Origin of the sequence: Paenibacillus sp. FSL M7-0134 (assembly GCF_038007865.1) — a bacterium.
In the GTDB taxonomy this organism is placed as follows: Bacteria; Bacillota; Bacilli; order Paenibacillales; family Paenibacillaceae; genus Paenibacillus; species Paenibacillus polymyxa_B.
The window spans coordinates 1,926,771-1,953,432 of sequence record NZ_JBBOXV010000002.1 but is presented as its reverse complement, the minus strand read 5'-3'; the positions used below and the strand labels follow the sequence as shown (position 1 = coordinate 1,953,432).

At 45.6% G+C, this 26,662-nt stretch carries 22 protein-coding genes; 5 read left to right on the top strand and 17 right to left on the bottom strand.

Annotation, left to right across the window (positions count from 1 at the left end; translation table 11 throughout):
• Positions 1 to 233: 233 nt before the first annotated feature.
• The gene (locus tag NSQ58_RS24595) at positions 234 to 563 is read right to left on the bottom strand and encodes an antibiotic biosynthesis monooxygenase family protein (protein ID WP_025722950.1); all 330 of its coding nucleotides are present in this window, start codon (positions 561 to 563) and stop codon (positions 234 to 236) included.
• A gap of 94 nt (positions 564 to 657) precedes the next feature.
• Here NSQ58_RS24595 and NSQ58_RS24590 point away from each other — a divergent pair, with 94 nt between their 5' ends.
• Positions 658 to 1,557, top strand: coding sequence for a LysR family transcriptional regulator (locus tag NSQ58_RS24590; protein WP_341058358.1), 900 nt, complete (start codon positions 658 to 660; stop codon positions 1,555 to 1,557).
• Positions 1,558 to 1,559: 2 nt separating this feature from the next.
• Here the strand turns inward: NSQ58_RS24590 and NSQ58_RS24585 are convergent, their stop codons facing one another.
• Positions 1,560 to 2,750 carry a GTP-binding protein gene (locus NSQ58_RS24585; RefSeq protein ID WP_053325310.1) on the bottom strand — a complete coding sequence of 397 codons (1,191 nt, stop codon included), beginning with the start codon at positions 2,748 to 2,750 and terminating at the stop codon, positions 1,560 to 1,562.
• Between the two features lie 191 nt (positions 2,751 to 2,941).
• Here NSQ58_RS24585 and NSQ58_RS24580 point away from each other — a divergent pair, with 191 nt between their 5' ends.
• The gene (locus NSQ58_RS24580) at positions 2,942 to 3,922 is read left to right on the top strand and encodes a DMT family transporter (protein WP_053325309.1); all 981 of its coding nucleotides are present in this window, start codon (positions 2,942 to 2,944) and stop codon (positions 3,920 to 3,922) included.
• A 146-nt stretch (positions 3,923 to 4,068) separates the two neighbouring features.
• Here the strand turns inward: NSQ58_RS24580 and NSQ58_RS24575 are convergent, their stop codons facing one another.
• Positions 4,069 to 5,043, bottom strand: coding sequence for an aldo/keto reductase (locus NSQ58_RS24575; protein WP_028542385.1), 975 nt, complete (start codon positions 5,041 to 5,043; stop codon positions 4,069 to 4,071).
• 133 nt (positions 5,044 to 5,176) lie between these two features.
• Between NSQ58_RS24575 and NSQ58_RS24570 the strand changes: the two genes are divergently transcribed.
• The gene (locus NSQ58_RS24570; RefSeq protein ID WP_341058356.1) at positions 5,177 to 5,353 is read left to right on the top strand and encodes a hypothetical protein; all 177 of its coding nucleotides are present in this window, start codon (positions 5,177 to 5,179) and stop codon (positions 5,351 to 5,353) included.
• Between the two features lie 96 nt (positions 5,354 to 5,449).
• On the opposite strand, the gene NSQ58_RS24565 is transcribed toward NSQ58_RS24570, so the two are convergent.
• From NSQ58_RS24565 to NSQ58_RS24540, 6 genes are all read right to left on the bottom strand, one after another.
• Positions 5,450 to 8,125: a YhgE/Pip domain-containing protein gene (locus NSQ58_RS24565; protein WP_341058354.1), complete on the bottom strand. Its 2,676-nt coding sequence runs from the start codon at positions 8,123 to 8,125 to the stop codon at positions 5,450 to 5,452.
• Between the two features lie 157 nt (positions 8,126 to 8,282).
• On the bottom strand, positions 8,283 to 9,299 hold the full coding sequence (locus tag NSQ58_RS24560) for a hypothetical protein (RefSeq protein WP_341058352.1): 1,017 nt from the start codon (positions 9,297 to 9,299) through the stop codon (positions 8,283 to 8,285).
• Positions 9,300 to 9,452: 153 nt separating this feature from the next.
• On the bottom strand, positions 9,453 to 10,004 hold the full coding sequence (locus NSQ58_RS24555; protein WP_028542387.1) for a DUF2062 domain-containing protein: 552 nt from the start codon (positions 10,002 to 10,004) through the stop codon (positions 9,453 to 9,455).
• Positions 10,005 to 10,194: 190 nt separating this feature from the next.
• A complete protein-coding gene (locus tag NSQ58_RS24550; RefSeq protein ID WP_341058351.1) occupies positions 10,195 to 12,648 on the bottom strand; it encodes a glycogen/starch/alpha-glucan phosphorylase in 2,454 nt (817 codons plus the stop codon).
• A 45-nt stretch (positions 12,649 to 12,693) separates the two neighbouring features.
• Positions 12,694 to 13,797, bottom strand: coding sequence for a glucose-1-phosphate adenylyltransferase subunit GlgD (gene glgD / locus NSQ58_RS24545; RefSeq protein ID WP_023988336.1), 1,104 nt, complete (start codon positions 13,795 to 13,797; stop codon positions 12,694 to 12,696).
• Positions 13,798 to 13,820: 23 nt separating this feature from the next.
• Positions 13,821 to 14,966 (bottom strand): glucose-1-phosphate adenylyltransferase, encoded by a 1,146-nt coding sequence (locus NSQ58_RS24540; protein ID WP_023988335.1) that lies wholly within the window; start codon positions 14,964 to 14,966, stop codon positions 13,821 to 13,823.
• A 257-nt stretch (positions 14,967 to 15,223) separates the two neighbouring features.
• Here NSQ58_RS24540 and NSQ58_RS24535 point away from each other — a divergent pair, with 257 nt between their 5' ends.
• The gene (locus NSQ58_RS24535) at positions 15,224 to 15,361 is read left to right on the top strand and encodes a hypothetical protein (RefSeq protein WP_341058350.1); all 138 of its coding nucleotides are present in this window, start codon (positions 15,224 to 15,226) and stop codon (positions 15,359 to 15,361) included.
• A 115-nt stretch (positions 15,362 to 15,476) separates the two neighbouring features.
• Here the strand turns inward: NSQ58_RS24535 and NSQ58_RS24530 are convergent, their stop codons facing one another.
• From NSQ58_RS24530 to NSQ58_RS24505, 6 genes are all read right to left on the bottom strand, one after another.
• Complete coding sequence (locus NSQ58_RS24530; RefSeq protein WP_023988333.1) at positions 15,477 to 16,289, bottom strand: DUF3891 family protein; 813 nt, start codon at positions 16,287 to 16,289, stop codon at positions 15,477 to 15,479.
• A gap of 131 nt (positions 16,290 to 16,420) precedes the next feature.
• Positions 16,421 to 17,209: a response regulator transcription factor gene (locus tag NSQ58_RS24525; protein WP_028542389.1), complete on the bottom strand. Its 789-nt coding sequence runs from the start codon at positions 17,207 to 17,209 to the stop codon at positions 16,421 to 16,423.
• Positions 17,181 to 19,145 carry a sensor histidine kinase gene (locus tag NSQ58_RS24520; RefSeq protein WP_341058348.1) on the bottom strand — a complete coding sequence of 655 codons (1,965 nt, stop codon included), beginning with the start codon at positions 19,143 to 19,145 and terminating at the stop codon, positions 17,181 to 17,183. The genes NSQ58_RS24525 and NSQ58_RS24520 overlap by 29 nt, the downstream gene beginning before the upstream one ends.
• A gap of 46 nt (positions 19,146 to 19,191) precedes the next feature.
• Entirely contained in the window at positions 19,192 to 20,838 is a 1,647-nt protein-coding gene (locus NSQ58_RS24515) for an extracellular solute-binding protein (RefSeq protein WP_338533509.1), read from the bottom strand.
• A 26-nt stretch (positions 20,839 to 20,864) separates the two neighbouring features.
• A complete protein-coding gene (locus NSQ58_RS24510; protein WP_028542392.1) occupies positions 20,865 to 21,752 on the bottom strand; it encodes a carbohydrate ABC transporter permease in 888 nt (295 codons plus the stop codon).
• A 14-nt stretch (positions 21,753 to 21,766) separates the two neighbouring features.
• Positions 21,767 to 22,729 (bottom strand): ABC transporter permease, encoded by a 963-nt coding sequence (locus NSQ58_RS24505; RefSeq protein WP_076264208.1) that lies wholly within the window; start codon positions 22,727 to 22,729, stop codon positions 21,767 to 21,769.
• 253 nt (positions 22,730 to 22,982) lie between these two features.
• Between NSQ58_RS24505 and NSQ58_RS24500 the strand changes: the two genes are divergently transcribed.
• On the top strand, positions 22,983 to 23,873 hold the full coding sequence (locus NSQ58_RS24500; RefSeq protein ID WP_053325303.1) for a hypothetical protein: 891 nt from the start codon (positions 22,983 to 22,985) through the stop codon (positions 23,871 to 23,873).
• A gap of 195 nt (positions 23,874 to 24,068) precedes the next feature.
• Here the strand turns inward: NSQ58_RS24500 and NSQ58_RS24495 are convergent, their stop codons facing one another.
• Together NSQ58_RS24495 and NSQ58_RS24490 are read right to left on the bottom strand one after the other, a co-directional pair.
• Positions 24,069 to 24,926, bottom strand: coding sequence for a DNA-binding protein (locus NSQ58_RS24495; protein ID WP_341058346.1), 858 nt, complete (start codon positions 24,924 to 24,926; stop codon positions 24,069 to 24,071).
• A 234-nt stretch (positions 24,927 to 25,160) separates the two neighbouring features.
• The gene (locus NSQ58_RS24490; protein ID WP_013310046.1) at positions 25,161 to 26,660 is read right to left on the bottom strand and encodes a UxaA family hydrolase; all 1,500 of its coding nucleotides are present in this window, start codon (positions 26,658 to 26,660) and stop codon (positions 25,161 to 25,163) included.
• Positions 26,661 to 26,662: the final 2 nt, after the last annotated feature.

The following is a 26,662-nucleotide window of genomic DNA, read 5'->3' as shown; positions in this document are numbered from 1 at the left end:
CCTGTACGGTTTCTATAGAGAGGATAACCCACGTTTATGAACTGAATATGAATAGAACCGTTTACGTTTCACAAAATGGTCGACGATGCCTTTCTGACAGAGAAGCCAAAGAAGTCCCATATGGGACCTCTTTGGCTTCAACTCATGGATATCCTTTTAATGGAATAATGGAATTAAACCTTTATTTCCAGATTTGGCCTCATGCTAAGCACTAACTTTGATATTGAACCTATTTACACTGTAAAAAAATAATCTCGTTCTACCTTGCTCACTCTTAACCCAAATGTTTTATACCACTCGGATTTCCCTTTTTCCTGCGCTACCTTGTGCAGCTCGTTATGTTTCCAATTTTTTATAGCGTCCAGAGACTCCCAATAGGAAACTGTAATGCCTACTCCATTGTGGTCACGAACACTTTCCACACCTAGAAAACCAGGCTGTTGGGCAGCCAGTTCCACCATTTTGTCTCCCATCACTCCATAACCGCCATCTCCTTCCGTACGTTCAGAAGTAAAGATAGCTGCATAATAGGGCGGCCGAGGAGTTTTAGCAATTGAGTTCATATGTTCCTCCTAAAATAAAATTAAATAACCTTTCTTTAATTTGATTATAATCATAAATATTAAATAAAAAAAATGAATATATCTGATATGATGCATGAATATATTTCATAAAAAAATAGGAGTGAACACGAATTTGTTTAAATATAAGATTTTTCTTTGCGTAGTTGAAATGGGAAGTTTCACAAAGGCCGGGGAAGTTTTAAAACTTACACAATCAGCAATCAGCCATGCGATCTCTGGGTTGGAACATGAACTAGGGCTGACTCTTCTGATCCGAGGTCGTTCAGGCATCAGATTAACCAATAACGGGGAAAGATTAATGAAGCGATTTAGAGAGATTGTACAAATGGACGAAAAGCTTTACCAAGAGGTAGCTTTAATTAAAGGATTGGAAATCGGAACCGTAAAGATCGGTACATTTTCAAGCGTCTCTATTCATTGGCTGCCGCGTATTCTAAAAAAATTCAATGAGCAGTTTCCTCTTATTGAAGTAAAACTGCTCGATGGGAACTACCATGAAATTGAGAGCTGGATAGTCAGTGGGGAAGCTGATTTCGGCTTTGTGAACCTACCCACGTTAGACACATTAGAGGCGTTGCCATTAAAAGAAGAAAGCATGCTTTGTCTACTTCCTTCCGATCATATTCTTGGAAAGCAAGCCTCAATTCGAGTAGAACAGCTCAGAGATGAGCCTTTCATTATGCCTGTTGCAGGCTGTGACACCGATGTAAGAAATATTTTTTCACAGCATAATATGTCACCTAAAATCAAATATGAATTAGAAGATGACCATGCGATTATGGCTATGGTGCAGAATGGCCTAGGCGTGAGTATTCTTCCTGAAATGATCCTGTCTCACATTCCTTACGACATCTCTATTCGACCTTTGGACGAAAGGCATTCCCGTACTATCGGTATCGCTACCGCTTCCTTAAAAAATGTTTCTCCAGCAGCTAAAAAATGTATGGACTTTATTACTGAATGGATCAACTAGCTTCAGCATGTCGGCCAAGGAAGCGGATTCTCAAAACTGGACCAGTCCATATCCATTTCGTTATCGTTCAGTAGACATTCATCTAGCTCTTCTTCCAAGTCCGATCGATTCATTTCGATACCTATCATGACGATTTCGTTCATACGGTCGCCCCATTGTTCATCCCAATGGTCCAGAGCCTCAGGGTCGGCTGCGACGATCTCCTGCCGTTCTTCTTCAGATAACGCAGCAAGCCAGCTTCCCGCAGGGCCAAATTGAATAGATGGTCCAGCTTGGCTAATACTCGCTGCCCAATCCTGCGGGGTTGCAATCCAGGCCAAACCTTTGGCGCGAACGACCTCCTCCGGCCAGTAGTTCATAAATTCAGCCAATCTCGCAGGATGAAATGGTCTTCTACGGCGATATACAAAGGAATTGATCCCATATTCGTCCGTTTCTGGTGTATGGCTTTCAAGCTCCAGCTCACGAATCCATCCAGCGGATTGACTAGCCTTGTCAAAATTGAATAGCCCTGTATTCAAAATGTCCGAAGGAGCGACCTTTCCCTTGGAAGTACGAATGATCCGGGCTTCAGGCTGTAATCTCCGCAGCACACCCTCCAGCTTGTCCAGCTCCGCAGGCTGAACCAGATCGCACTTATTCAGAATCAATACATCACAGGTTTCAATCTGGTCAATCAGCAAGTCCGAGATATCACGCGTGTCGTCTTCACCAGTAGCCTGCCTGCGATCCAGTAGCGTTTCTCCTGATTCAAAATCATGCCAGAAACGATTCGCATCAACTACGGTCACCATGCAATCCAGTTTTGCCAGCGATGCCAAATCAATGCCAGTTCCTTCATCAACGTATGTAAAAGTTTGAGCGATTGGCACGGGTTCACTGATGCCTGTAGATTCGATTAAAATATAATCAAAACCGCCTTGTTCCGTCAGCTTCTTGACCTCCAGCAATAAATCTTCACGCAATGTGCAGCAAATACAACCATTAGACAACTCGACCAGTTTTTCTTCTGTTCTGGACAAGCCGCCCTCTTTTTTAACCAGCTCAGCATCTATATTCACTTCACTCATGTCATTGACGATGACTGCCACTTTCATTCCGTCCCGATTGTTTAATACATGATTCAAAATCGTTGTTTTTCCTGCACCCAAATATCCGCTCAACACTGTTACCGGTATTGCTTTCTTATTCATCGTCGTTGCGCTCCCTTGAATATTGGCTTTTCATTTTCATTCTTTTTAAATCGTAATAATTACTATTAACATTAACTTTCAGTAATATACAGCATCCCTTTTACCTTGTCAACTGTAAGAAACTCTTGAATTGAATGATCTAAAGTTATTAATATGAGAAATAACGATACTTAAAGAATTAGGTGAATGCTATGCGCTCAATCTGGTTAGGTGTGTTGGCGGCTTTCTTTTTTGCTTTTACATTTGTTCTGAACCGGTCTATGGAACTGTCTGGCGGGAGCTGGATCTGGAGTGCTTCATTGCGATATCTGTTTATGGTTCCTATTCTAGTCGTCATTGTGATGACCCAACAAAAGCTTAAGCCTCTTTGGAAAGTCATGAAGGAACAACCAGGAACGTGGTTGTGGTGGAGCTTCATCGGATTTGGCTTATTTTATGCTCCGTTATGCTTCGCATCGGCTTATTCACCAGGGTGGTTGATCGCGGGAACCTGGCAAATTACCATCATTTCTGGTTCTTTGCTTGTCCCTTTATTTGCTGAGGTTGTCCAAACGGAGAACGGCCCTGTCAAAATACGAGGAAAAATCCCCCTCCAGGGACTGTTGATGTCTCTCGTTATTTTAATCGGCATTATTGTTATGCAAGTCGAACAGTCGCAATCCATTTCTACCCAAGATTTTTTATTCGGTATTCTGCCTGTCATACTCGCCTCATTCGCCTATCCATTAGGTAATCGTAAAATGATGGAAGTCTGTGCAGGACGATTGGATGCCTATCAGCGTGTGCTCGGGATGACATTAGCCAGCTTACCCTTCTGGTTATTGCTTTCGTTATATGGAGTTTTCAGCGCGGGAATGCCAAGTAAGGATCAGACGATACAGTCTGCTTTGGTGGCTGTGTTTTCAGGGGTGATCGCTACGGTTTTATTTTTTAAAGCTACAGATCAGGTTCGTGGAAATATGCAAAAGCTGGCGACCGTAGAAGCAACACAATCTCTGGAAGTTCTTTTTGCATTTATGGGAGAATTAATCTTTTTGTCTATCCCCATGCCGTCTCTTTTATCATGGATGGGTATGTTCATCGTCATCCTCGGCATGATTCTGCACAGTTATGCAACACATCATAAGAAAACCAATCAGCAAATCATATCTAAAAAGATAGATCCCATTTAGCGCATATTTATTCTTGTCACGGTCGTTCAAGTGTGGATCAGGCACCAGAAAAAAAGCAGCAGATCAAAGAGGAAGCTCCTGATCTGCTGCTTTTTGCCGATTATTTCTCACAAAGAATGATGTTTTATTACGAGTACGAAGTATTATTACCAAGCGTAGGCTTCTGGCGCAGGTTTTCCCGGACCGGGGAAAATCTCATTCAGCTTGTCAAGCACATCTTCGCTCAATTTGACCTCAGGTACCCGTAGAGCATCCTCTAACTGTTCTAAGGTCCGTGGTCCGATAATTGGAGCCGTTACGGCCGGATGGGACAGTACCCAAGCCAGTGCAATCACGTCTTCCTTTTCACCCAGCTCGCGGGACAATGCTGCAAATTGCTCCAGCTTCGCACGATTCTGCTCCACCTTTTCTTTGGCGCGTGCGCTGCGAGAACCAGTACCTGCTAACGCATTCCGTCCCAACAGTCCGCCCGCCAGCGGGCTCCATGGGATCACACCCAGACCCAGCTCTTGAGCTGCTGGTAATACTTCAAGCTCGGCGGAACGTTCGTTCAGGTTGTACAAATGCTGCTCGGATACAAGCCCCAGAAAACGCCGTGCCTTCGCTTCTGCCTGCGCCACCGCAATATGCCAGCCTGCAAAATTACTGGAACCGATATAATCAACTTGTCCCCGATCCACCACGGACTCAAATACGCCCCACAGTTCATCCCATGACACATTTCGGTCAATGTGATGCATTTGATATAGCTCTACATGGTCGGTTTGAAGACGTTTCAGCGACGCATCCAAATGACGGCGAATTTTGTAAGCAGACAAGCCTGATCCTGCATTGGGTCCGTCATGTTCATTTTTCATGTCTCCGTATACCTTCGTTGCCAACACGACCTTCTCGCGTCTTCCGCCGCCCTGCTGGAACCAACGTCCGATAATTTCCTCTGTCCAACCTTTACGATCATGGCCATATACATTAGCCGTATCAAAAAAGTTAATGCCCGCATCCAGTGCGGCATCCATAATTTTAAACGCATCCTTTTCTTCGGTTTCCGGTCCGAAATTCATCGTCCCCAGACATAACCGACTAACCTTCAAGCCTGACTTTCCTAAGTATGAATACTCCATACTGCTTCCCGCCTTTGCCTAAGGATTTTAAAAATTCCGCAAAATTACATGCCAAAAAAGACCATACTCCGTTTATTCACCAGAAAAAACCACATTGAAACAACCCCAAATGCAATTTAAGGTTGGATAGCGCATGCAAAAAAGCCCCACGCACCGCCGAAGCATTAAACGCGAGGCCATCTCCCCTTATACTACCCGCCGAATATTAAAAGAAGTGACTTTACGGCGGTTGCAGCGGAGCGGAGAATTTGAATCTGGAGAAGCGAAGCGTTCGCCTTTGCCATGGGATTCTTACCTTGTCATGTCCTAATCCAATCCAAAGAATCCCGTGGCAACAGCGATCGTAAGATCAAATCCTTCGCGGAGCGGCTCACTTCAGCCACCGTAACTCATTCTTTTTTTACCATCAAGGAATCAATTTCGTTTCTTTTGCTCGCTCGGCCATTTTTTTCGTATGCTTGCTGAGCGGCTTCTTAAACACCAATCCAAACAGGAAGCAAACACCGATAAATACAAACAGCATCACCACATCTCGTATCACCGTTGAAGGCAACATCCCTCCTACTGTCTCTCGTAACAGACTAACCGCATAGGTGAATGGTACGAACGGATTCAGCGCCTGAAAAAACGGTGTACTCGTCGCAATCGGGAATGTCCCTCCTGAACTGGAGAATTGAAGCACCAGCAGGATGACTGCCAGTCCCTTGCCGATATTGCCGAACACAGAAACTAGTGTATAGGTCATCGCCGTAAACACCAGACTGATCAGCATAGACGATAGTACAAAAGCTACTTTGGCATCCACATACGCCCCGAGCAGGAACAAGTCACCGAGAGATACGCTCAGCGCTTGAAAAATGCCAATCGTGGAGAATGTCATAAGCCGTCCGAAATACACTTGGTAGCTTTTAAATTGTTCTTCCGGGTCATCCACATCTACCCTAAACATCGAGACCAGTAGCATCGCACCTACCCAAATCGACAATGTAGTGTAAAAAGGTGACATCGCAGAACCATAGTTGGGAATTGGGTATATCCGCTCCTGCTTCAACGATACCGGACTGCCGAGAAAATCACTTTCCTTTTTCACATCCCCCTTGAGCAATGCAATAGCGCGTCCGAGTGCATTTTCGCCCTTAAGCTTGCGAATTGTGTCTGCAGCCTGACGTATGGAATCCTCGGCAGCTGGAAGATCGGTCCTTACAAAATTGGCTACTTGGTGTACCGCTTTTTCTGCATCAGGAAATTTATTTTCTATTAAGTCAGCCATTTTGACAAACTGCTGTTCCGCTTTAGGCAAATCATTACGCACAAAATCTGCGGCCTGATGAATTTTACTTTTAACCGCTGGCAAATCGTTATTTACAAAGTCTGCCGCTTTGTTCACAGCATTCGTAAACTCGCCCATGCGCCCCTGAATCGTCGTCGCCGCTTCATGCAGTTTTTGACGGTATTGTGGCAGATTCTGCTGGAGACGTGTTAGCTCTTGCTGACCGAATTCTGCTGCAGCCTGTGCGTCATTTAATAGCTTTTCAATATTCGGTAGCTGCTCTTGAGCTGTAGTCAGCACATTGGCAGAATTGCGGGCAACGGATTTGATCTGATCCAGCGCCTTTTGAATGGCGGGTGCATACTCCGTATCATAATTGCCCAAAATGCTGTCAATTCCGCTACTGATTTCTCCTGCAAGGCGATCAGTGTCATCCAGCAGATTTTGCGCAGGCTTTTCGCCGCGCTGAATGGCATCCCCGATGCTAGTTACTGTGCTATTCAGACGACGGAAACGATCCTCTACCCCGCTCACACGGGAAATAAGTGAATCCAGAGGTTGACTTGGCAAGTATCCGTTCACACGCTTCAGCAATTGAGAAATATGATCCAACACTCCCACGGCAGTTGTCAGCCTACCGCTGACACGATTCACCGCAGCTTGTGCTGCTTTAGGATCAAAATCCACACCACGAACAATGTCTGTAATCTGAGAAACTTCATTCGCGATTTGTTGTACCAGTTGTAAGTCTTCTTTAACTACTGTACCAATCGAATCAAGCGCACCCTCGTTTTTGTCCAGAAATTCGAGTAAACCGGTTGTAAAATCCTTGCCTGTGTCCGCTATTTTCTGTACTTCTGGCAGTGCTTTCTGGGCAGCATTAATGACTTTAAGAGCCGTTTGCGTGTCCTCTAGGGCTGTGGCCAGTGCGCTTTCTACCTTGCTGAAATTTTGATCTAGTTCAACAATTCGATCACCGGCCTTTTGAATATCAGGTAGTCTTTTTTGGATATCCAAAATAACAGCGGCTACCTTGTCCAGCTCAGGCATGTTTTTGTCAATTTTGAGCACCAGGTCACCGGCACGGTTAATTTCAGGAATTTTCTCCTTCAATGCAATGATCTTTTGTCCCTGTTCCTTAATTTTGGGCAGATTTTGCTCCAGCTCCAATGCCTGTTTGCCCAACCTATCGATATCTGGTAATCGATTATTAAGTTCCAACACCCGGTTCTCAATGTTACGAATCGTCGGGAGCTCCTCCTCCAGCTTGACTCCGGCTTCCTTCAACTTCGTCAATACCGCCTGGCTGGCAGTTTCTATAAAGTTTTGGCTAATCTGGTTCGTTAGAGAGGTTGCCCCCGAAGATGTAATTTTCGGAGCTACTGCATTAATCTTTTCATTTACGGCGTAATCAATTTCCGGCTTTTGCGGATTTTCCGTCAGCACACTCGTAATTTTCTCTGAAAAATCTTTCGGGATCAGCAGGCTGGCATAATAATCACCATTCAACACACCTTTTCGTGCTTCCGCTTCATTGACAAAAGTCCAACCCAGCTTCTTGTTATTTTGAAGGTTATGCAAAACCTCATCGCCGATATTAATCTTTTTACCATTCACTTCTGCACCCTGATCTTGGCTGGTTACTGCAATTTTAATCCCAGATGTATTCGCATACGGATCCCACATCGCTTTCAAATTCACCCATGCATAGACAGAAGGCAAAAGAATGATGCCAATGACTAATAAAGTCCCGGTCGATACTTTGAATACATTTCTCCAGTCTGTTAAGTAGATTTGCCATATCTTCCGCAACTTCATCACTCCTTGTATGTACATTAACCTGTCGTCCATTGTTGTATGCACACGTATTGTAAACGATTCGAGCGAATGAAGCCAATCCTGTTACAAAATATGTCAAAAGCGTATGCCTCTTATAGAGATCATACGCTTTTCAATAAAATCATTCTGCTTAATTTCGAACTCCATTCGCGGGCATAGCCTCTAGGGAATAAAATGCTCCTTTTTTATTGATTTTTCCCACCACAGTAACTGCGCCTTTTTGGGAGAACGTATACTCGTTATCCTTAATTTTTACGGTATATCCTTTTAGGTTAATTCCAAAAAGAGATTGCACTTTCGACTTCGCGGCTGAAAGAGCCTGAGTTTGGCTGAGCTTTGGCTTAGCGAATGCTTTGACAAAATCCTTTTCCCCCGTCCAATCCATGCCAAGCTCGTTTTTTACGGCCCACACTTTACCGGTTTTCACGCCAATCAGCACGTTGTTTAACTCATTATCGTCTCGGAAATTCCAAACGGTATCATTGCCTTCATGCTGACGAAACACATATTCAAACGGATTGCTCGAAGGAATACCAAGTGTTTTGAGCGAACGATTCGCTTTGTTGGTCAGTGAAGCTTTAACGTCTTTGAGCGAATACATTATGCTGGCCGTTATTTTATTTCCTTGATCAAGGTCAATGTAGAGACTCTGGTCATGCCCCCATAGCACCCAATAATTTTTGAGTTCTCCTTCGTCATCCGGGGAATATACACGCCAGACAGCATCCGTTTTAAACACTCCATCAGAATCAAATGTTTTCAGGAACGATGCAACCTTGCTGCGTAGATTATTGTCCATAACTTTGTTGAGATCAGCCGCATCATAAATAATGCTGGTGGATTGCACGATTCCCTTTTTGGAATCGTAATTTTGGATGAAATCAGCATTAGCTGTCCCGCTCAAAGTACCGTTTACCGTCCATGAGTCAAAAGCAGTATCAGCGCTTGTAAACTTTATTGTTTGTTTCCCCGCTAATGTGTTCAGCACATCTGTTAAACGCTTAGTGGCGGTTGGGTCCAAGTTAACAGAAGTTTGTGCGTTTTGAGCTATGGCAGCGGCGGGCTGCTGTGCCCATGCAACTGGAGCCGTTCCCAAAAGCATGGATATTGCCGCAACTGTTGCAGTGATAGAATTCCATTTTTTCATGGGGCAATTCCTCCTGATGTCTCAAAAGAGACTTAAAAGAATGGATACATATATTCCTTAGACGTAATACAAAAATAAAAGTTGCTTGCCCCAACTCAAAGAAGCCCTTCGGACCTAATAAATAGGCTCGAAGAGCTTCTTTCTTATGCATCGTTATCCATTCTTCAGCAGTCTGGCCGCCGAAAATGCTGCACCATGACGCAACTTCCGCTTTTCCAACCGTTTGTGCAGCGAACGATTATACAGAACCTGAATGACAAAATACGAGATAATGCCCAGCACCACACCGAAAATCGACATGCCGATCAGGATGTGCAAGCCTCCGTGCAGTAAGTCTCTGAATACAGACCAGTTGCCGTGAAACAGCTCCATAAAAGAATGCTCGTGAAGTCGTCCGCCCCTGACATGTACCGGATAATGGGATGGATAAATCCAAGCCCCCACTTGCTTGGCGAATGGCATCAGTACAATTGGCAAAAAGGTCAGTTTACCTACAACGTTACCCACAATGGCCGCAGGCAACGAGCCGCCGGACAGACGAACAATCGGATAAAAAACAAGGTATACCAGAGAAGCCGTGGAAATCACAATCATCTCCAGCGCAAAGCCAATGGCGAAGCCCAAAGAGATCTTTTTAACTCCACCAGGGGCGCGCAATAGCTTGATGAAATTCAGCCGAATCGCACGCCATATATTTTGAAACATATTATATTTCTTCTTCGATTTATGAGGTTTGAGCCTTTTCGGATTGAGCTTTATCAATAGGAGGACTCCTTCAACAGTACAATTCAAGTTCAGGAATGAGTATATACAGTTCCCATCCTTACTTATGTCTATACTGTCATTATAACCCTCAGCGTTCGAAAAGCAATGTTATTCCGCCTGTTTCGCCGTTTTAGGACAGAATTCGCTTGTTGACATCGTTTTGGAGAGGCACAATGTCCCAAATCTCAGCCGCGTATTGCTGAATCGTACAATCACTAGAAAATTTACCAGAGTTCGCCATATTGACAATAGCACGCCGAGTCCACTCCGAGGGATTCCGATACACTTGTTCAATATGAACCTGTGTATCCACATAGGCTGCGAAGTCCTTGAGCACAAAGTATTCATCATTATGATCAATCAGGGATTGATAAATGGCCTCAAATTCCCGTTCATGCCGCGTAAAAGGAGCATCGTTCACGAGTTGATCCAACACTTCACGCAGTCTTTCGTCGCTATTGGCTGTTTTGCGCGCCGAATACTGGCCGTCCCGGTAATATGCCTCGATCTGATCCACCTTCAATCCAAAAATGAACATGTTGGCATCCCCTACCATTTCATGCATTTCAACATTGGCTCCGTCTAATGTACCTATTGTGAGCGCACCGTTCATCATAAATTTCATATTCCCTGTGCCAGAGGCTTCCTTGCCTGCCGTGGAAATCTGCTCACTGACATCCGCCGCAGGAATAATCAGCTCCGCTAGCGAGACAGAATAATTTTCAAGGAAAACGACTTTCAGCTTGTCCTTGACATCTACATCCCGATTGATCGTGTCCGCCACGTTGTTAATGAGCTTGATTGTCTGTTTGGCGAGAAAATAACCGGGAGCGGCTTTGGCTCCAAAAATAAACGTGCGTGGCGTCACATCCAGGCCAGGATTACTTTTAAGCTGGCTGTATAGATGCATCACATGCAAAATGTTGAGCAGCTGTCGCTTATAACCATGCAACCGTTTGACCTGTACGTCAAAAATGGAGGACGTATCCAGTCGCACGCCCTGTTTTGCAAAAACATGCTCAGCGAGCCTGACTTTATTATTTCGCTTAATCGCCTGTATCCGTTCTTTGAACGACTCGTCCCCACTGTAACGAAGCAGGTCGATGAGCTCCCTTGGACGGGTCCTCCAACGTGTGCCGATGGTCTCATCGTACAAGCTTGCCAGCTCCGGGTTAGCGTGCATCAGCCAGCGGCGATGGGCAATCCCGTTTGTTTTATTATTAAAACGGTCAGGGTACAGCTCGTGAAACGACTTCATCTCTCGTTCCTTTAATATTTGCGTATGCAGCGCAGCCACCCCATTAACGCTGTAGCTGCCGACGATTGCCAAGTGAGCCATACGGATTTGTTCACCATGAATAATCGCCATTTCACCAATTTTGATGTCCTGGCCTGGGTAACGCTCCAGTAGCATAGCGCAATAACGTTTGTTAATTTCTTCAATGATCAAGGAAATACGAGGTAGTAGCTCCCGTACCATATTGACAGGCCATTGTTCCAGCGCCTCACTTAATATCGTATGATTCGTATATGAAACGGTTCGTGTCGTAATATCCCATGCTTCGTCCCAGCCCAAGCCCTTCACGTCCATCAGAATACGCATCAGTTCCGGTATAACCAGCGTCGGATGTGTATCGTTAATGTGCAGTGCTATTTTATCGGGCAACTGGGCGTAAGGTAAACGAAGCTTCTCGAACGTACGCAAAATACTTTGCAGGCCGGCCGAGCACAGGAAATACTGCTGCTTCAAGCGAAGCAGCTTCCCCTCATAATTGGAGTCATCCGGATATAGAAATGCCGAGATGGATTCCACCGATCGATTGTAGTCGAGAAAGCGGTAATAACCGCCCTCGCCTCGAATCGGTCCTCGAACGGGATCAAGCGCTGATTCCGCACTCCAAATCCGCAGCGTATTCACCTGCGCATGACCATAGCCCACCAGCGGAATATCGTAAGGGGCAGCCCAGACCGTTTCGGCATCCTGTGTCTCGAATACAAGACGTCCCTCCTGTTCACGGGTTTCCACTCTTCCCCAAAAATGAACCTCGACCTTTTTGTCAGGACGGCGTTCCTCCCAGACATTCCCTTTCTGTAGCCAGTAATCCGGCAGTTCAACCTGATTGCCGTCCACAATACGCTGTTCAAACAGACCATATTTATATCGGATACCGCAACCATGTCCTGCATAGCCAAGGGATGCCAGCGAGTCCATGAAGCAAGCCGCCAGACGGCCGAGGCCACCATTGCCTAGCCCCGCGTCCGCCTCCTGTTCTTCAATTTCCTCCAGATCCCAGCCCAGTTCACCCAATGCCTGCCGAACCATATCCAGTACGCCCAAATTCAACAGATTACTGCCCAATAGACGACCTATCAAAAACTCCAGTGAAAAATAATAAATCTGCTTCTCTTGTCCTTCTTTGTAGGCTTGGTTCGTTTCTGCCCAATTCTTTCCAACTTGTTCACGAATCATGCCACCCAAAACCTTATATACATCTTCCGACTGAGCCTCCTGCATCGGTTTGCCCAGCCTTCCGACCAGTTGCTCTCGAAAAGCCTGCTTAAATGCTTCTTTATTGCTGAACAAAGTTGTACCTCCTGTTATTTCCGTTTTAATGGCTAAGTATATCCTTTAAATTACGCTATTCTTGGCAATGACATAGGGAACTCTAATGTCTCCAATCAGAGTTCGATCTGGTGAAAGCTGTACATCTTTATCTAAAACCACATTCTCCACAACTGCCCCTTTACGGATGACGCATTTTTGCATAATAATCGAGTTGCTTACCCGCGCACCCTCCTCCACCCGTACTCCACGGAAAAGAATACTGTTCTCGACCTTGCCCCCAATGGTGCAGCCATTGGCAACAAGTGAATGATCCACCTCGGCGCTGTGCGTATAACGGGTCGGGGCTTCATACTTGATTTTGGTATGCACCGGCTGATTCTGAAACAGTGCATGATACTGCTCCTGATCCAGCAGCTTCATGCTATTTTTATAGTAGCTCTCGATAGAATTAATGACCGCATGATAACCTTCATAACGATACGCATAAATGCGCAGTCCACTTGGGTTTTTCTGGATGGCATCGCGAAAGAAATGATTATCCTGATGGGCAATGCAATGCTTCACCTGATCCAGATACAAGCCTTTGTCCATCACGAACATTTCCAGATAAATATTATGATGATCCTGCTCCTGATGAATACCAGTCACTCGTCCGTTCTCATCAATCTCCAGTCGTGCACAAGGAGCATGCTCAGATTCGAGCTGGTCTATGGGTTTATATACGAGGGTAACATCTGCATTTTTCTCCCGATGATAACGGTATACATCCTCGATATCAACCTTATTGACATGCTGAGTTCCTGCGTGAACAATGGTTTGCCCCGATGAGCGATGGAAAAAGTCCAGATTGTTGTGCACATGCTGCAAATCCCCACGTGATGCATCCGTCGGATCATTCCAGTCCGGTGGCAAAATAAACAACCCGCCCCGTCTGCGGTCTAAATCCCAAGGCCGGCCTTCACCCAGATGATCCAGCAGCGAACGGTATTTGCGGCGGATAAACAGTGCAATATCATGCACCCCTGCATGCATCATGTTGGATAAGGTAAAATCAATGAGCCGATATCGACTGGCAAAGGGGACTGCGGCCCCGCACCGGAAATAGGTCAACTCCTTCAACTGATCCAGTTCGTGATCCAGGTTGATAACTCCAATGAGTCGGCTCATAGCAGACACCGTCCTTATCCGGGTTAAATTCGTGCATGAAGCTGGCTTTCCTGATCGAACAAAATAATCTCATCAGAACTATCTTCAGGTCCGATAAACGCGTTGTCTTCAATAACGATGTTCTCATTCACGATAGCCCGGTGGATACGTACATTGCGCCCAATTTTTACGTTTGGCATGATGACAGAATCGGTAATAACGCTCCCTTCACCTACTTCGACCCCATAAAATAGTACAGAATGCCTTACTTCTCCATCCACCATGCAGCCTTCATTTACAATGCTGTTTTTGAGGATTGCCCGTTGGGTTATATACTGGGCCGGTTGATTAGGACTGCGGGTATAGATGCGCCAGAAAGGATCGTTCAGATCCAAAGGCGGATCCTGAACCAGAAGATCCATGTTGGACTCCCACAAGCTCTGAATGGTACCTACATCCTTCCAGTACCCGGCAAACGGGTACGCATACAACGACCGACCATGCTGAAGCAGCAATGGAATGATATCCTTGCCAAAATCATGTGAGGATTCAGAATCGCTTGCACTTTCCAGTAAATAGCGACGTAACACCTCCCATTTGAACAAATAAATGCCCATGGAGGCCAATGTGCTTTTCGGCTGATCAGGCTTCTCCTCAAAGTCATATATTTTCAGATCATCATCGGCGTTCAATATCCCAAATCGTTTGGCTTCCTGAATCGTGACATTGATGACAGAAATGGTGCAGTCTGCTTCCTTCTCCTTGTGATAGTGGAGCATTCGACTGTAGTCCATTTTATAAATGTGATCCCCTGACAGAATGAGTACATGCTCTGGGTCATACTGATCCAAGAAATGCAGGTTTCGATAAATTGCATCCGCCGTGCCCCTGTACCAGTTGTTTCCATTTTCTTTCTCGTGCGGTGGTAAAACAAAAACTCCTCCATCCAGGCGATCCAAATCCCAGTCGCTCCCAACGCCGATATAGGAATGAAGCACCAACGGCTCGTATTGGGTCAGTACGCCTACGGTGTCTATACCAGAATGAGTGCAATTGCTGAGAGGGAAATCAATAATGCGGTAAGTTCCTCCAAAAAATACTGCCGGTTTGGCTAGTGTACGGGTAAGTCCTTTGAGTCTTTTGCCTTGTCCGCCGGCGAGCAGCATGGCAACCACTTCCTTCTTTCTCATAACAAAGACCTCCCTGTCATGTGCGTCTGAAGCAATTGTGGCGGGATATTTAATAATATCCATTAAACATGAAAAGACAGTCGTAATCGTTTCATTGGCGAAGGAACGGGTAAGATTTGATGGAGAAGGGTAAAATCATAGTTATGCGGAACGAGTGCAAGGAATCACTAAATCGTAAAATCCCGTTCATCTTTTCACATTTTGGATGCTTTTAAAGCAAGCGTGTATGACAACATGATCATAAGGAGGCGTTATTCATGAAGAATAAAAAATGGGTGGTAGCCGCATTGGGAATGGGTGTTACGTATCTGATGAAAAATAAAGGGGCACGCGATAAGGTATTGAATAAGGTACAGACTATTGCCAATCGTGCGAAAACATCTGCAAAATCGTAAAATGTTAAAGCTAGAAAAAAGCGAGCCTCTCTGAAGCATGGTTCAGGGAGGCTTTGCTCTGACTTTTCTCTGCGTCTACGAACAAAATATTGTTCGAGGCTGTATCCGTAGACGGTCAGGCGTTCTCCTTATGTTCTTCTACTTCCATGATATGTTCAACGGTAAAGGTTCGATGCGTCCATTCGGAAGAACGGTAAGCCTCTAGGAGACCAAAGGTACGAATTTTCTCCTTGTCCACCTTCTTAAAGGTATGAGTAATCCCTACCTTGCCCCTGAAAGGAAAAAAGGAAAGACCTACAGTCTGATCCGATAGCCACTCGGCCCAAACTCGCCCGCTTTCATGTCGAACAGCCGGGAAGCTTAAACCTTCAGCAAACCATTCATAATCTGCTGTAGGCGTGCCCGGCTCTCGGCTGCACAAAAACAGACTCAATTCGTCACAAAACAACATTCTCCGTACATCCGTCCGCACTTGATGGTCGAAGGTTACGCCACATGCCAGCTCCTGTTTGAGCCTCTGACGACGCTGTGCCTCCGCTTCCTGATAAGCATGCGTAATCTGCTTGTCCTGAGCGTTTTGATGCTCGGTCCGTCCGACTAGCTCCTTGTACATCAAGCTACACAGCAACGCCGCATACGTATTACCTTGTTCGACTTCATCAATCCCAAGACGATAGAAAACAAAACGAGGATTGAGCGGAAAATCAATAAACGTATAAGGTGCAGACACATGATCATTCCAGAAAGGAGCAGCGTCTAACTGTATCCAGCCCCGATCATGCTCCCTTGCTGCATATACAAAATCCTGCTTATGACGTCTATTCTTGAAGGCACTCTCTTCCCATTGTGAAGCCAACTCACCTGAAATATGGGCATGGTCATGCTGCGTCGTCATGATATAAGCTTGGTCCGTTTCATAAATAACCATATGCTCTCCCCTTCCGTTCGGCGATTCGTGTGATTGTGTACAAACTCTCTGATTGAAGGCGATGGTTATGCTTACGTTTATTATATCAGGATAAGGTTAAAAAGGCAGTGAAGTTTTCCGCCTCTTTATATCTAATTACCCCTTTGATTCTGCACTCGAAACTGTTGCGGGGTCATCCCCTCCAGCTCACGAAACACTTTGTTAAAGTGCTTTGCATTGTCAAAGCCCACGTTAGCCGCAATTTCATAAATCTTGCCCCCTTGACACTCCAGCAGCTTTTTGGCTTCTGTAATGCGCAGCCTTTTTACATATTGAACAAAGCTAAGGCCTGTATAGGCTTTGAACGCCTGACTAAAATACGTATAATTCAAGGATACTGAATTGGATACTACTGCCATATTCAAATCCTCGCTGTAATGAGCATGGATGTATTGGATAGCACGTGTCATACTACCGCTTCTATCGACGATGGCACTCGCGCCAGCTAGTCTATCTTTATCTACGCTGACAACACCATCGTATATGAGGTGGTTCCTCTGCTTCAATTCCTCATTCAAAACTGCCAGCGCACCGAACAGTTCCTCCCTTACGATCGGCTTGAGCAAATACTCCCGTGCCCCACAGCGAATCGCTTCGCGCGCATACTGGAACTCGTCATATCCACTGAGAATGATTACCAAAGGTCTGCGACCCGGCTCCAGCTCGTGAATATGCTGCATCAGCATAATGCCATCCATAACAGGCATACGGATATCCGTTATCACCAACTCGGGCAAAAACTGCTTCACATGCTGCCAGGCTTCCATTCCGTCCTTGACCAGTACACATTCATAGAGACCGGAAAATTCCCGTTCGATCATAGCTTGAAGTCCCATTCGAATATTTTTCTCGTCATCCGCAATCAACAGCTTGGTCGTCATGGTCTGCCCCCCTCATCATGTAACGTTTAGGCAAAATCAGGGTCACTGTCGTCGATTGTCCGGGGATGCTGTCCAGTCTTATGCCATACTCTTCGCCATACTGCATACTCAAACGGCGATGCACATTATACAAACCGATTCCCCCATTCATCCCGGGCTCGTGGGAATCCATTTCCGTTCGCGCTAGACCAGCCATGATGGCGTTTCTTCTTTCTTCAGATATCCCCACTCCGTTATCCTGTATGCGCAATTCTATAATATCCTGCTTAGGGCAGGCTTCAATCGTGATGCTGAATGGGCTTTGCAATGCACTCCAACCGTGCTTGATAGCATTTTCGACTACAGGCTGCAGCGACATTTTCAGCATCTCCAGTTCCATAAACGCCGACGATAGATGAATTTCCAATCCAATTTGGTTATCGTGGCGAATGTTCATGATGGCCACATAATGCTGAATATGGCGGATTTCATCCCGCAAAGCAACACACGATCCCGACCATTGGAGATTATAACGCATCATCGAGCCAAGGGAGGTAAGGGCATCCGACAGCGGATACTGTCGTTCTATCTCCGCCATCATTTTTAAATTTTCCAATGTATTATAGAGAAAATGGGAATCAATCTGATGCTTGAGCGCTAGCAGCTCAGCCTCCTGAGCAGCGGCCTGCTTGTGTACTGCTTCGGCAATGAGTCCGTTTATCCGACTCAGTAGACTGCGAAAATATAGAGCCAGCTCAGCCACTTCTCCCCGCCCATATACTGGAATTCTAAGCTGAAAGTCACCCTCCTGCTCTACTTTTTTCATGGATTCACGCAGTGTATGTAGCTGTTTGAGAATGAAGGCATGCAGGGTATAAGAAATGACGGACATAAACAAAATCAGCAAACTAATAATGAGCAGCATGGCATTGCGTTTCTGACGGAGATCACCCAGCGGACCGTCCAGCGCCACCACATTTAGCAAATAGGCGTCCAACCCTTCTATATAACGGTACATGCCGAGATAAGGCTTATTCTCATAGGAAAAATCAAAAGCACCACCCGGTCCCTGAACCTGGGACTGAAACAGATGGTGCACATGGGACAGAGGGATCGAAATTGAATCTGATTGAGAGGAAGCTGTAGCTATATCGGTAGAAGACATTGGTTTATCAGCGTTCCTTGAGCTGGAATCGTCGCCGTCTAGAATGAACATTTGCCATGCGCGGTCACGTTGTGGGATTCCAAATACTCTAGGTGAAAATAGCTCCAGCCTCATGTTTGTTTCTACCAACCCTGCGTGTCTTCCTCCGGTAGACTGAATTTCACGCAGCAGTGCCATATACTGCACTGTCTCACTTTCCTGCCGGGATTGCCCCAGAAGTAAGCTTTTCGGCCCCTTGTACATTTCCCACCATATTTTCCCTTGTCGGAGTTGGGCCGTTTTCAGCCAGGAAGCTTTAGGCAGTCGTGATTCATTAAAAATCATCGGCCATATTTCATGTGCCTGAGGATTACTCGTATACAGTCGAATGTTCTCTACATTGGGATTACTGTACAGCAAGTGCTGTAAATTTGGAAACACATTCAAGTTGAATTGGACCAGCTCATCGCTGCTTATTTCACGTTCCTCGGTCAGATAACGAAGTACGTTGCGATCTGAGATCGCAAGCTGTGCGGTTCGCTCCATAATTTCCATATTGCTGTGAATATGGGCCAGCTCTGTATCCAACACATACTGATTTTGTACGGTAATGTCTTGCATGGTATTCTCGTACAGTTGGTGAAAGGTATATAGCGAAAACAATACCACCGGAATTAAAATGACTCCGATATACGCGACAATGAGCTTAACTTGAAGAGAGCAACCGCCAAGCCGATCGGCCGTCCCCTTCATCCACTGCCATATAGTGCTGCGCAGCAGGCTCTTCATCTGTGAACGTGCACGGCCTGGCATGAAATCACATCCTTAGGGGTTCAATAGATTAAGTCATCGAATTAAATCATTTGGTGAACTGTTCAATTTTCTTAAGGTTTTCCTCATAGGCTTTTTGCTGATAGGCCATAACTTTGTCATATCCTGCTTTTCTGCGATCTTCCAAAAAGCGAGCAAACAGCTGGTCGAATTCCTCATCTGAGGAAGCCAGCAGCAGCTTCGGCAATGTCTTGCCCCAAATTTTATCTATCTGGCCTGACGCAATGCCCTCCGCCGAAGTTCCGGTCGGTTTGATATTGTCATATTGGGAGAAGCCTTTCGTCTTGCCTTTCGTCCAATCCTCTGGCTGCTTATACGGCTCGACGCTGGGCGGCGCCCACTGCAAATTCATATTCGTATCCATCAGCATCCAGAAGGTGAAGGAGGCTCCATATTTTTTATCAAAAGCAGAACGATCCTTGTTCAGCAGCTCCTGCACATCTGGCTTGAAGGCTGGCTTACCGTTAACCATGTCCCACAGCTTGCCCTGCTCCCCCAGATACAGATCGCGGTTTCCTTCCTCGCTAATCAGATAAGTCAGAAATTCAATAGCCCGCTCCTTGTCTTTGACATCCTTCGAAATAAGCGTCACCGTCCAGCCGGAAATACCCGGCCCAGCCAGCGTCGGCGGGTCCAGCTTACTGTTCGAAGGTCCATCCACCGCGATATAGACGGAGTTCGGGTCCTTCGCATATAACATTACCTGTTGTGTGGCAAAGTCAGAGCGCTGATATAACATGGCAAAATAACGGCCCTGTGCCACCTTTTCCTCCATTTGCGGACGTTTGTCGATAAATACGTCCTTGGCGATCAGGCCCTGCTCATTTGCTTGACGGAATGTTTTGAGCCAGCGAATATACTCTTCGTCCGAACGACGATCGTATAGCTTGCCGTCTTTTTCATGAGGAATGGCTAGGAAGTTAAGTAAATAGTCTTCAAAAGAATAATTTCCGTTATCCGTAAATTCGTGGAATCCCATCGGGATAAGAGGCTGACCGTTCACCTCTGGAAATTTCTCTTTCACTTTTTGAAGCGCTTTCAAAAATCCTTCCGGTGTTCTCATATCCGGCTTGCCGATCGCCTCGTACATATCCTTCCGAACCATAAACGTCTGGTTGGAAACAAAATTTTGGCCGTATTTTTGATAATCCTGTGGCGAAGAAGAAGCGTTAGGATACCCGTAAACATTCCCGTCCGTTTGGCGATACCAGGACATTTTCGCCGGATCAGCTATTTTAATCAGATACGGATCGTATTTCTCGGCCAGCTTGTTGAGCGGAAGCACCATCTTGCCCTCAATCATTTTTTTGACCGCGTCCTCTCCCCAACCAAGCGTGACAAAATCAGGCAGCTTGCCGGAGGCCAGCATGGTGTTGAGCTTTTCATTTTCATTCCCTGCGGGTACGATAAAATTGACGCTGACCCCGGTCTTTTGCGTAACATACTTCGAGGTCATATCCGTCCCCCACTTGTTCGGGAACCAGGAAAAGTTCAAATACCAGTCAAACGTAATCGGCTCCATATCCGCCTTCCATCCCGGTGCATCTGCCGTAGCCTTGGTCTTCTCGTCCTTCAATTCCGTGACAGTACCGCCTCCACCGGACGTACATGCCGCGAGCAAACCCACCAGCAGAACAGAGGCCAACAGCCCCTTCTGCCATTTGCGAATGTTCATTATAAATCTCCCCCTTGGATGATGTGCTAACCCTTGATCGAGCCGATCATCAGACCCTTGACGAAATATTTTTGCAGAAAAGGATATACCAGTACAATAGGCAGTGTCGTCACGACCATCGTCGCCAGCTTGATCGATTGCGAAGTGACGGACTGGGCAACAATTCCCGGTGCAGCAGCCATCATCTGATTAGAGCTGGATTGGGCAACAACCCGGTACAAATATGTTTGAATTGGCTGAAGATCCGTATTATTAATATAAATCATTCCGGTAAAATAATCGTTCCACTGGTATACCCCATGAAACAACGCAATCGTCGCTACTACCGGCATGGATACAGGAAGCACGATCCGGCAAAAGATACCAAAATCATTCGCACCGTCTATTTTCGCCGCCTCTTCCAGTGCATCCGGCAGTTCTCGGAAAAAAGCCATAAAAATAATAAGGTCAAAAAAACTGAACATCGCAGGAATGATGTACACCCAAAAGCTGTCCAGCAGTCCAAGATCACGTATCAGCAAATAGGTTGGAATCAATCCCCCACCGAAAAACAGGGTAATGGTGCCAATCAGCATATACAACTTGCGCCCGATCAGCTCCCTACGGGAATATGCATATGCAATCATGGCAGTAAAAAACACATGAACAATCGTGCCGATAAGCGTCTTGGCAATAGTCACCCCCATCGCGGTCATAATACCGTTGTTGGCAAACACAGCCTGATAGCTGCCCAGACTGAAGACCCTCGGCCACCAGTAAATGCCGCCCCGCATAGCGTCTGCTCCTTCGTTAAAGGAGTTCACCAGCACATACCACACGGGATACAACGTGACAAAACAAATGATCAGCATGAAGACGTTGTTCATGAAATCGAATATCGCTTCGCCTGCTGTTCTGCGTTGCAATAGCTGCATGCAGCCGTCCTCCTTCAAAATAGGGATGTATTATTCACCCGCTTGGTCACCGAATTGGCAATTAGCAGCAAAACGAGAGCAAGAACCGATTTCAGCAAACCCACCGCGGTAGAATACGAGAAACGGCCCTGCTGAATGCCCACCTGATATACATAAATATCAACTACATTACTTGCACTTTCATTCAGCGAGTTACGCAGGACGAGAATTTGATCGAAGTTGGAGTTCAATATGCCGCTAACCGCCAAAATAAATAAAATAGATATTGTCCCCTTGATAGCGGGAAGGGTGACGTACCACATTTTCTGAAACCGTCCGGCTCCGTCAATGGTGGCCGCTTCATACATGTCCGTAGATACCCCCGCCATTGCTGCCAAATAGATAATAGCTGACCATCCAAGCTCCTTCCAGATATCCGAGCTAACGACGATAGCCCAAAAATAGCTCGGCTCTGCCAAATAACTGATCGGCTGGTCAATCCAACCCCAGGCTAGCAACAGTTGATTAATCATCCCGGTATCTGCCAGCCACGTCGTTAAGATCCCGCCAAGAATGACCCAAGATAAAAAGTGAGGAAGGTATGAAATGGTCTGAATAGATTTTTTGAACCGAGTAGATCGTATTTCATTCAGGAATAGAGCAAATACAATAGGCAACGGGAACCCGATGGCCAGCTTGAGCAGGCTAATGCCCAGTGTATTTTTGACAATGTACCAAAAGTTATCATCCTCCAAAAAGGCCCGAAAATGCTCTAACCCCGCCCAAGGTGCGCTTGATAGGGTACCAATGATGTCAAATTGTTTGAAAGCAATCAAAATGCCGTACATCGGAATGTAATGGAAAATAATCATCCAAACCACCCCAAGCAGCGCCATAGTCTGCAAATGTCTTTGTTGAACCCATTTGCGCGCTAGTGATGCCCCTCTACCCGATCGAACCGGTGGCTGTGGCTGCGGATTCTTCCATCCTGTTCTCATACGAAGACCTCCCTTCTTTGTAATGTAAGCACTTACATTTATTATTTTAGAGGCTTCTGCTTCGAATGAGTAGTACTGGATTTTTTGATTTTGGTATCTAAAGTTCAGGTGGGGATCTGACTATACGCGAAAACCTTCTTCCAGCCTTTGGATTTTTACATCTATTAATTTACGAAAAAGACTATCAGATGGTACGATAAGACTATATGTGATTCCAATCATTACCTATACACCTAGATCAGGAGGATTAAGAATGGAAGAATTGGTTCGTTCGATTCAGAAACAGGTTCGAATTAAAAAGGTTGCCTGCTGGGCGGGGCTCATCATGTTTGGCCTGTGTACTTTAGTTGGCGTTGCAGCTCAGGAATGGCTTATGACGCTCTTGGCGCTCGCGATGACAATTTTATCCGTCTATGGATTAACCATGATGCGTGGTATGACAAAGTTTACCAAAGAGTATCAACCGGGAAAGGGCTACGGTTATTATCGCCGTACGGTACAACAAAAGCTGCGCTATCTAACTTGGGGACAGTGGTTAGTAGGCGGCCTTATTGTCCTGATGTTCTTTATATTTAATGTCCGACTTAGCGCTTTTCTCATAGCTATCTTGGGCATCCTGACTATTCAGTTCAGTATCAAAAAACGAATTAAAAATCATCAGGAACCCGATGTCACTGAGCTGGAGGAGTTTGTACGGATGGGGATTGTTTCTCCGCATGAGCAGACTATTGGGGTATATAAAGATTTTCTACACCTGAGTCATACATTTCGGGGTAACCAAATTGTTATCGTTACAGACAAACGCCTGATTTCTGTATTTGTAGAGGAACAGGGGCGTGCGGTGAAAACGGAAATGCTACTCTCGGGTATAAACAAAATACGCGCAATCGGTACGGGTTTCCAGGGTCAAGGTATATTGCTGTCTGTAAGCAACCGTGACCATAACGAGCTTCACATTCATATGGTCGGGAAAAGCATTTTCTTTTCTCCAGAGCAATTCATAGGTTCCTTGCTACGGGCACTGGATGCAGCGTTAAAAAGCAGATCATACAGTACGGAAGAACCATTCCCCGTTTACCAACAGACAAGAATTTCATTGCATCCATCAGAACAAGGTTTGCTGCATAAACCTACAACAGCTTAAATATTTTTGGGACATGTGCCACGTTATATATACGTTATGATCGGTCTTCATAATACGCCAAATAGCAAGTAAGCCCTGATCTTAATGAGCTTACTTGCTATTGAGTGTACTTCTACTTTACTTCTGCCTTCTTAATGATTGGCTCCATGATAAAACACCGTGATGAGGTCATGACTTGTAACAAACACTAGCAAACTAAACAGACTGAGCGACAGAGGGCGTGAAATCAATTTTTTCATCCTTTAACACTCCTTTTAAAATAGTTATATATTGGTCTTGCTGTGTTGCTGTAGCTTGGGATCTGAAAATTTCAAATATAGCGGTACATTTCCTAAACTCATGTTCATGTTTCATACCCAGGGTATCAGACAGCATAAGAGATTGCAGGATATAGCCCAACGCAACCGTAAACTGTTGTTGCTTGATATAATAAAGAGCCAGTTGATAGCAGAAGCGAAAATAATAAGATACATTCACAGGCTCTTCAAAATATGTAAAACCTTCAATTTGTTCGGCAAATGATTCTAGCACAGCCTCTAAAGGATAATCGTATCTCGACGCTCCCTCAACGATGGAAAGAAGCCCCGGTAACAGCTCTTCCGGATTGTTACGAAGAAATTCGATGTATTCCTGCAACACTTCGGCATTGCCTGACAAAATATCAAGGGCATACAAATTAGCTCTGGCAGCATAGCGGTAATATTCTACCTCTGCCTCCCCATATTGATCGAGACCATTAAACCAGCCCAATTCTGCATATTTTTCGATGCAATCGCGAGCGGCCTCATACTTGCCCTGTTTTTGGAAGGCCATGCCTTTCATGAGATGACTGTAGCCGTAGTAGTAGACTAGCGGCCGTTTGGTATGTATGGGTTGTATAGGTTTCTTGCGCGCTTTGTAGAGCTGCAATTCCTGATACTTTTGGTTGACATGGCTATACAGCTGGTCGCATAAAGCAATCATATTGGCACCATCCGCAAATGAAAAAGACAGCTTAATCATGTTAACAAGTGTGTCTAGATCTGTGATGTCGGAGTGAACAAGATCATCCACCGTTCCCGCCTCCTTGTCCGACTTTCTATATTCACCAAATAAAAGTAAGATCTAAATCCTATCTAAAAATAACTTAATTACGTATTTATTACGTAATTAAGTTATACCATAAATTCAAGCATGTGACAAGTACATTATGATAATATATTCCAATTTTTCTAACATGCTTATTTAGAAGCATACAAACTCAAAAAGGGAAGCGGAATAATTCCGCCTCCCTTACACTTCAGCCTTTTACAACGTAACACCGTTTTTAAAAATAGCGAGCTCTCTGAAATTATTTTTCTCATTGTTCACCCAGGTTCCGCTGGCTACATCGACGATGTAATCGACAAAGTTGCGGAGCGCATCTTCCATACTGACATCCTCCACCAATGAACCGGCGTTATAGTCGATCCAATGAGGTTTAGCCTTATACAACGGCGAGTTGGTTGAGACCTTCATCGTCGGAACAAAGGAGCCAAACGGCGTACCGCGTCCGGTTGTGAAAATGACAAGCTGGCAGCCTGCTGCGGCGAGAGCTGAAGATGCCACTAGATCGTTCCCCGGCGCGCTGAGTAGGTTGAGTCCCTTGGTCTTGAGACGCTCCCCGTACTGAATGACATCAGTGACCGTGGAAGACCCGGATTTTTGCGTACAGCCCAGTGATTTATCCTCCAGCGTCGTGATGCCCCCTGCTTTATTGCCCGGTGACGGATTTTCGTATACTGGCTGCTTGTAATCCAGAAAATATTGTTTGAAATCGTTAATCAGATGTACGATCTTATTAAATACTTGCTCATCGGCAGCGCGCTCCATTAAAATCGTCTCCGCGCCGAACATTTCAGGTACTTCTGTTAATACCGTTGTTCCACCTTGCGCGGCCATATAATCCGACAATCGTCCGAGTAGTGGGTTGGCAGTAATACCCGATAAGCCATCAGATCCACCGCATTTCAATCCGATGTTCAGCTCTGACAAAGGTACAGGTTCCCGCCGATCTTCTTGCACGGCCGCAAAAATTTCATGAAGCAGCCTTACCCCTTCCTCTACTTCATCCGACACATCCTGGGAAAGCAAAAACTTTACCCGCTCCGAATCATATTCTCCGATGGCTTCCTTAAATTCTTTCATCTCATTGTTCTCACAGCCCAAACCCAGTACAAGTACACCACCTGCGTTCGCATGTTTCACAGCATCGATCAAAATCGTGCGCGTATGTGCATGATCGTCACCCAACTGAGAACAACCATAGTTATGCTTGAGCACCAGTGCATTTTCAAAAGGTGAAATATCTCCCGCTTCCTGCTTGAAACGGTTTAAAATAAGTTCAGCGATCCCGTTCACACAGCCGACCGTCGGCACAATCCACAACTCATTGCGAATCCCCACACGGCCGTCCTTTCGCCGAAAACCTTGAAACGTACGACTCTCCTGTTCATATAAATGAGGAGCTGGCTTAGGCTTATAAGTGTACTCCTCCACGCCTGTCAGGTTCGTCTTCGTATTATGCGTATGCACATGCTGTCCTGCCTGAATGGGCTGAATGGCATGACCGATGGGATATCCGTATTTCAGAACATGCCCACCTTCAGCTATATCCTGCAAGGCGATTTTATGCCCACGTGCTACATCCTCGGCTAGCTCCACTCGTTGTTCTTCTTGTGCTCCCCACGCCAGTGTCTCTCCCTGCTTGTAATCACGCAAGGCGACAGCCACGTTATCTTGATCATGAATTTGAATGAACTCCAGCATTC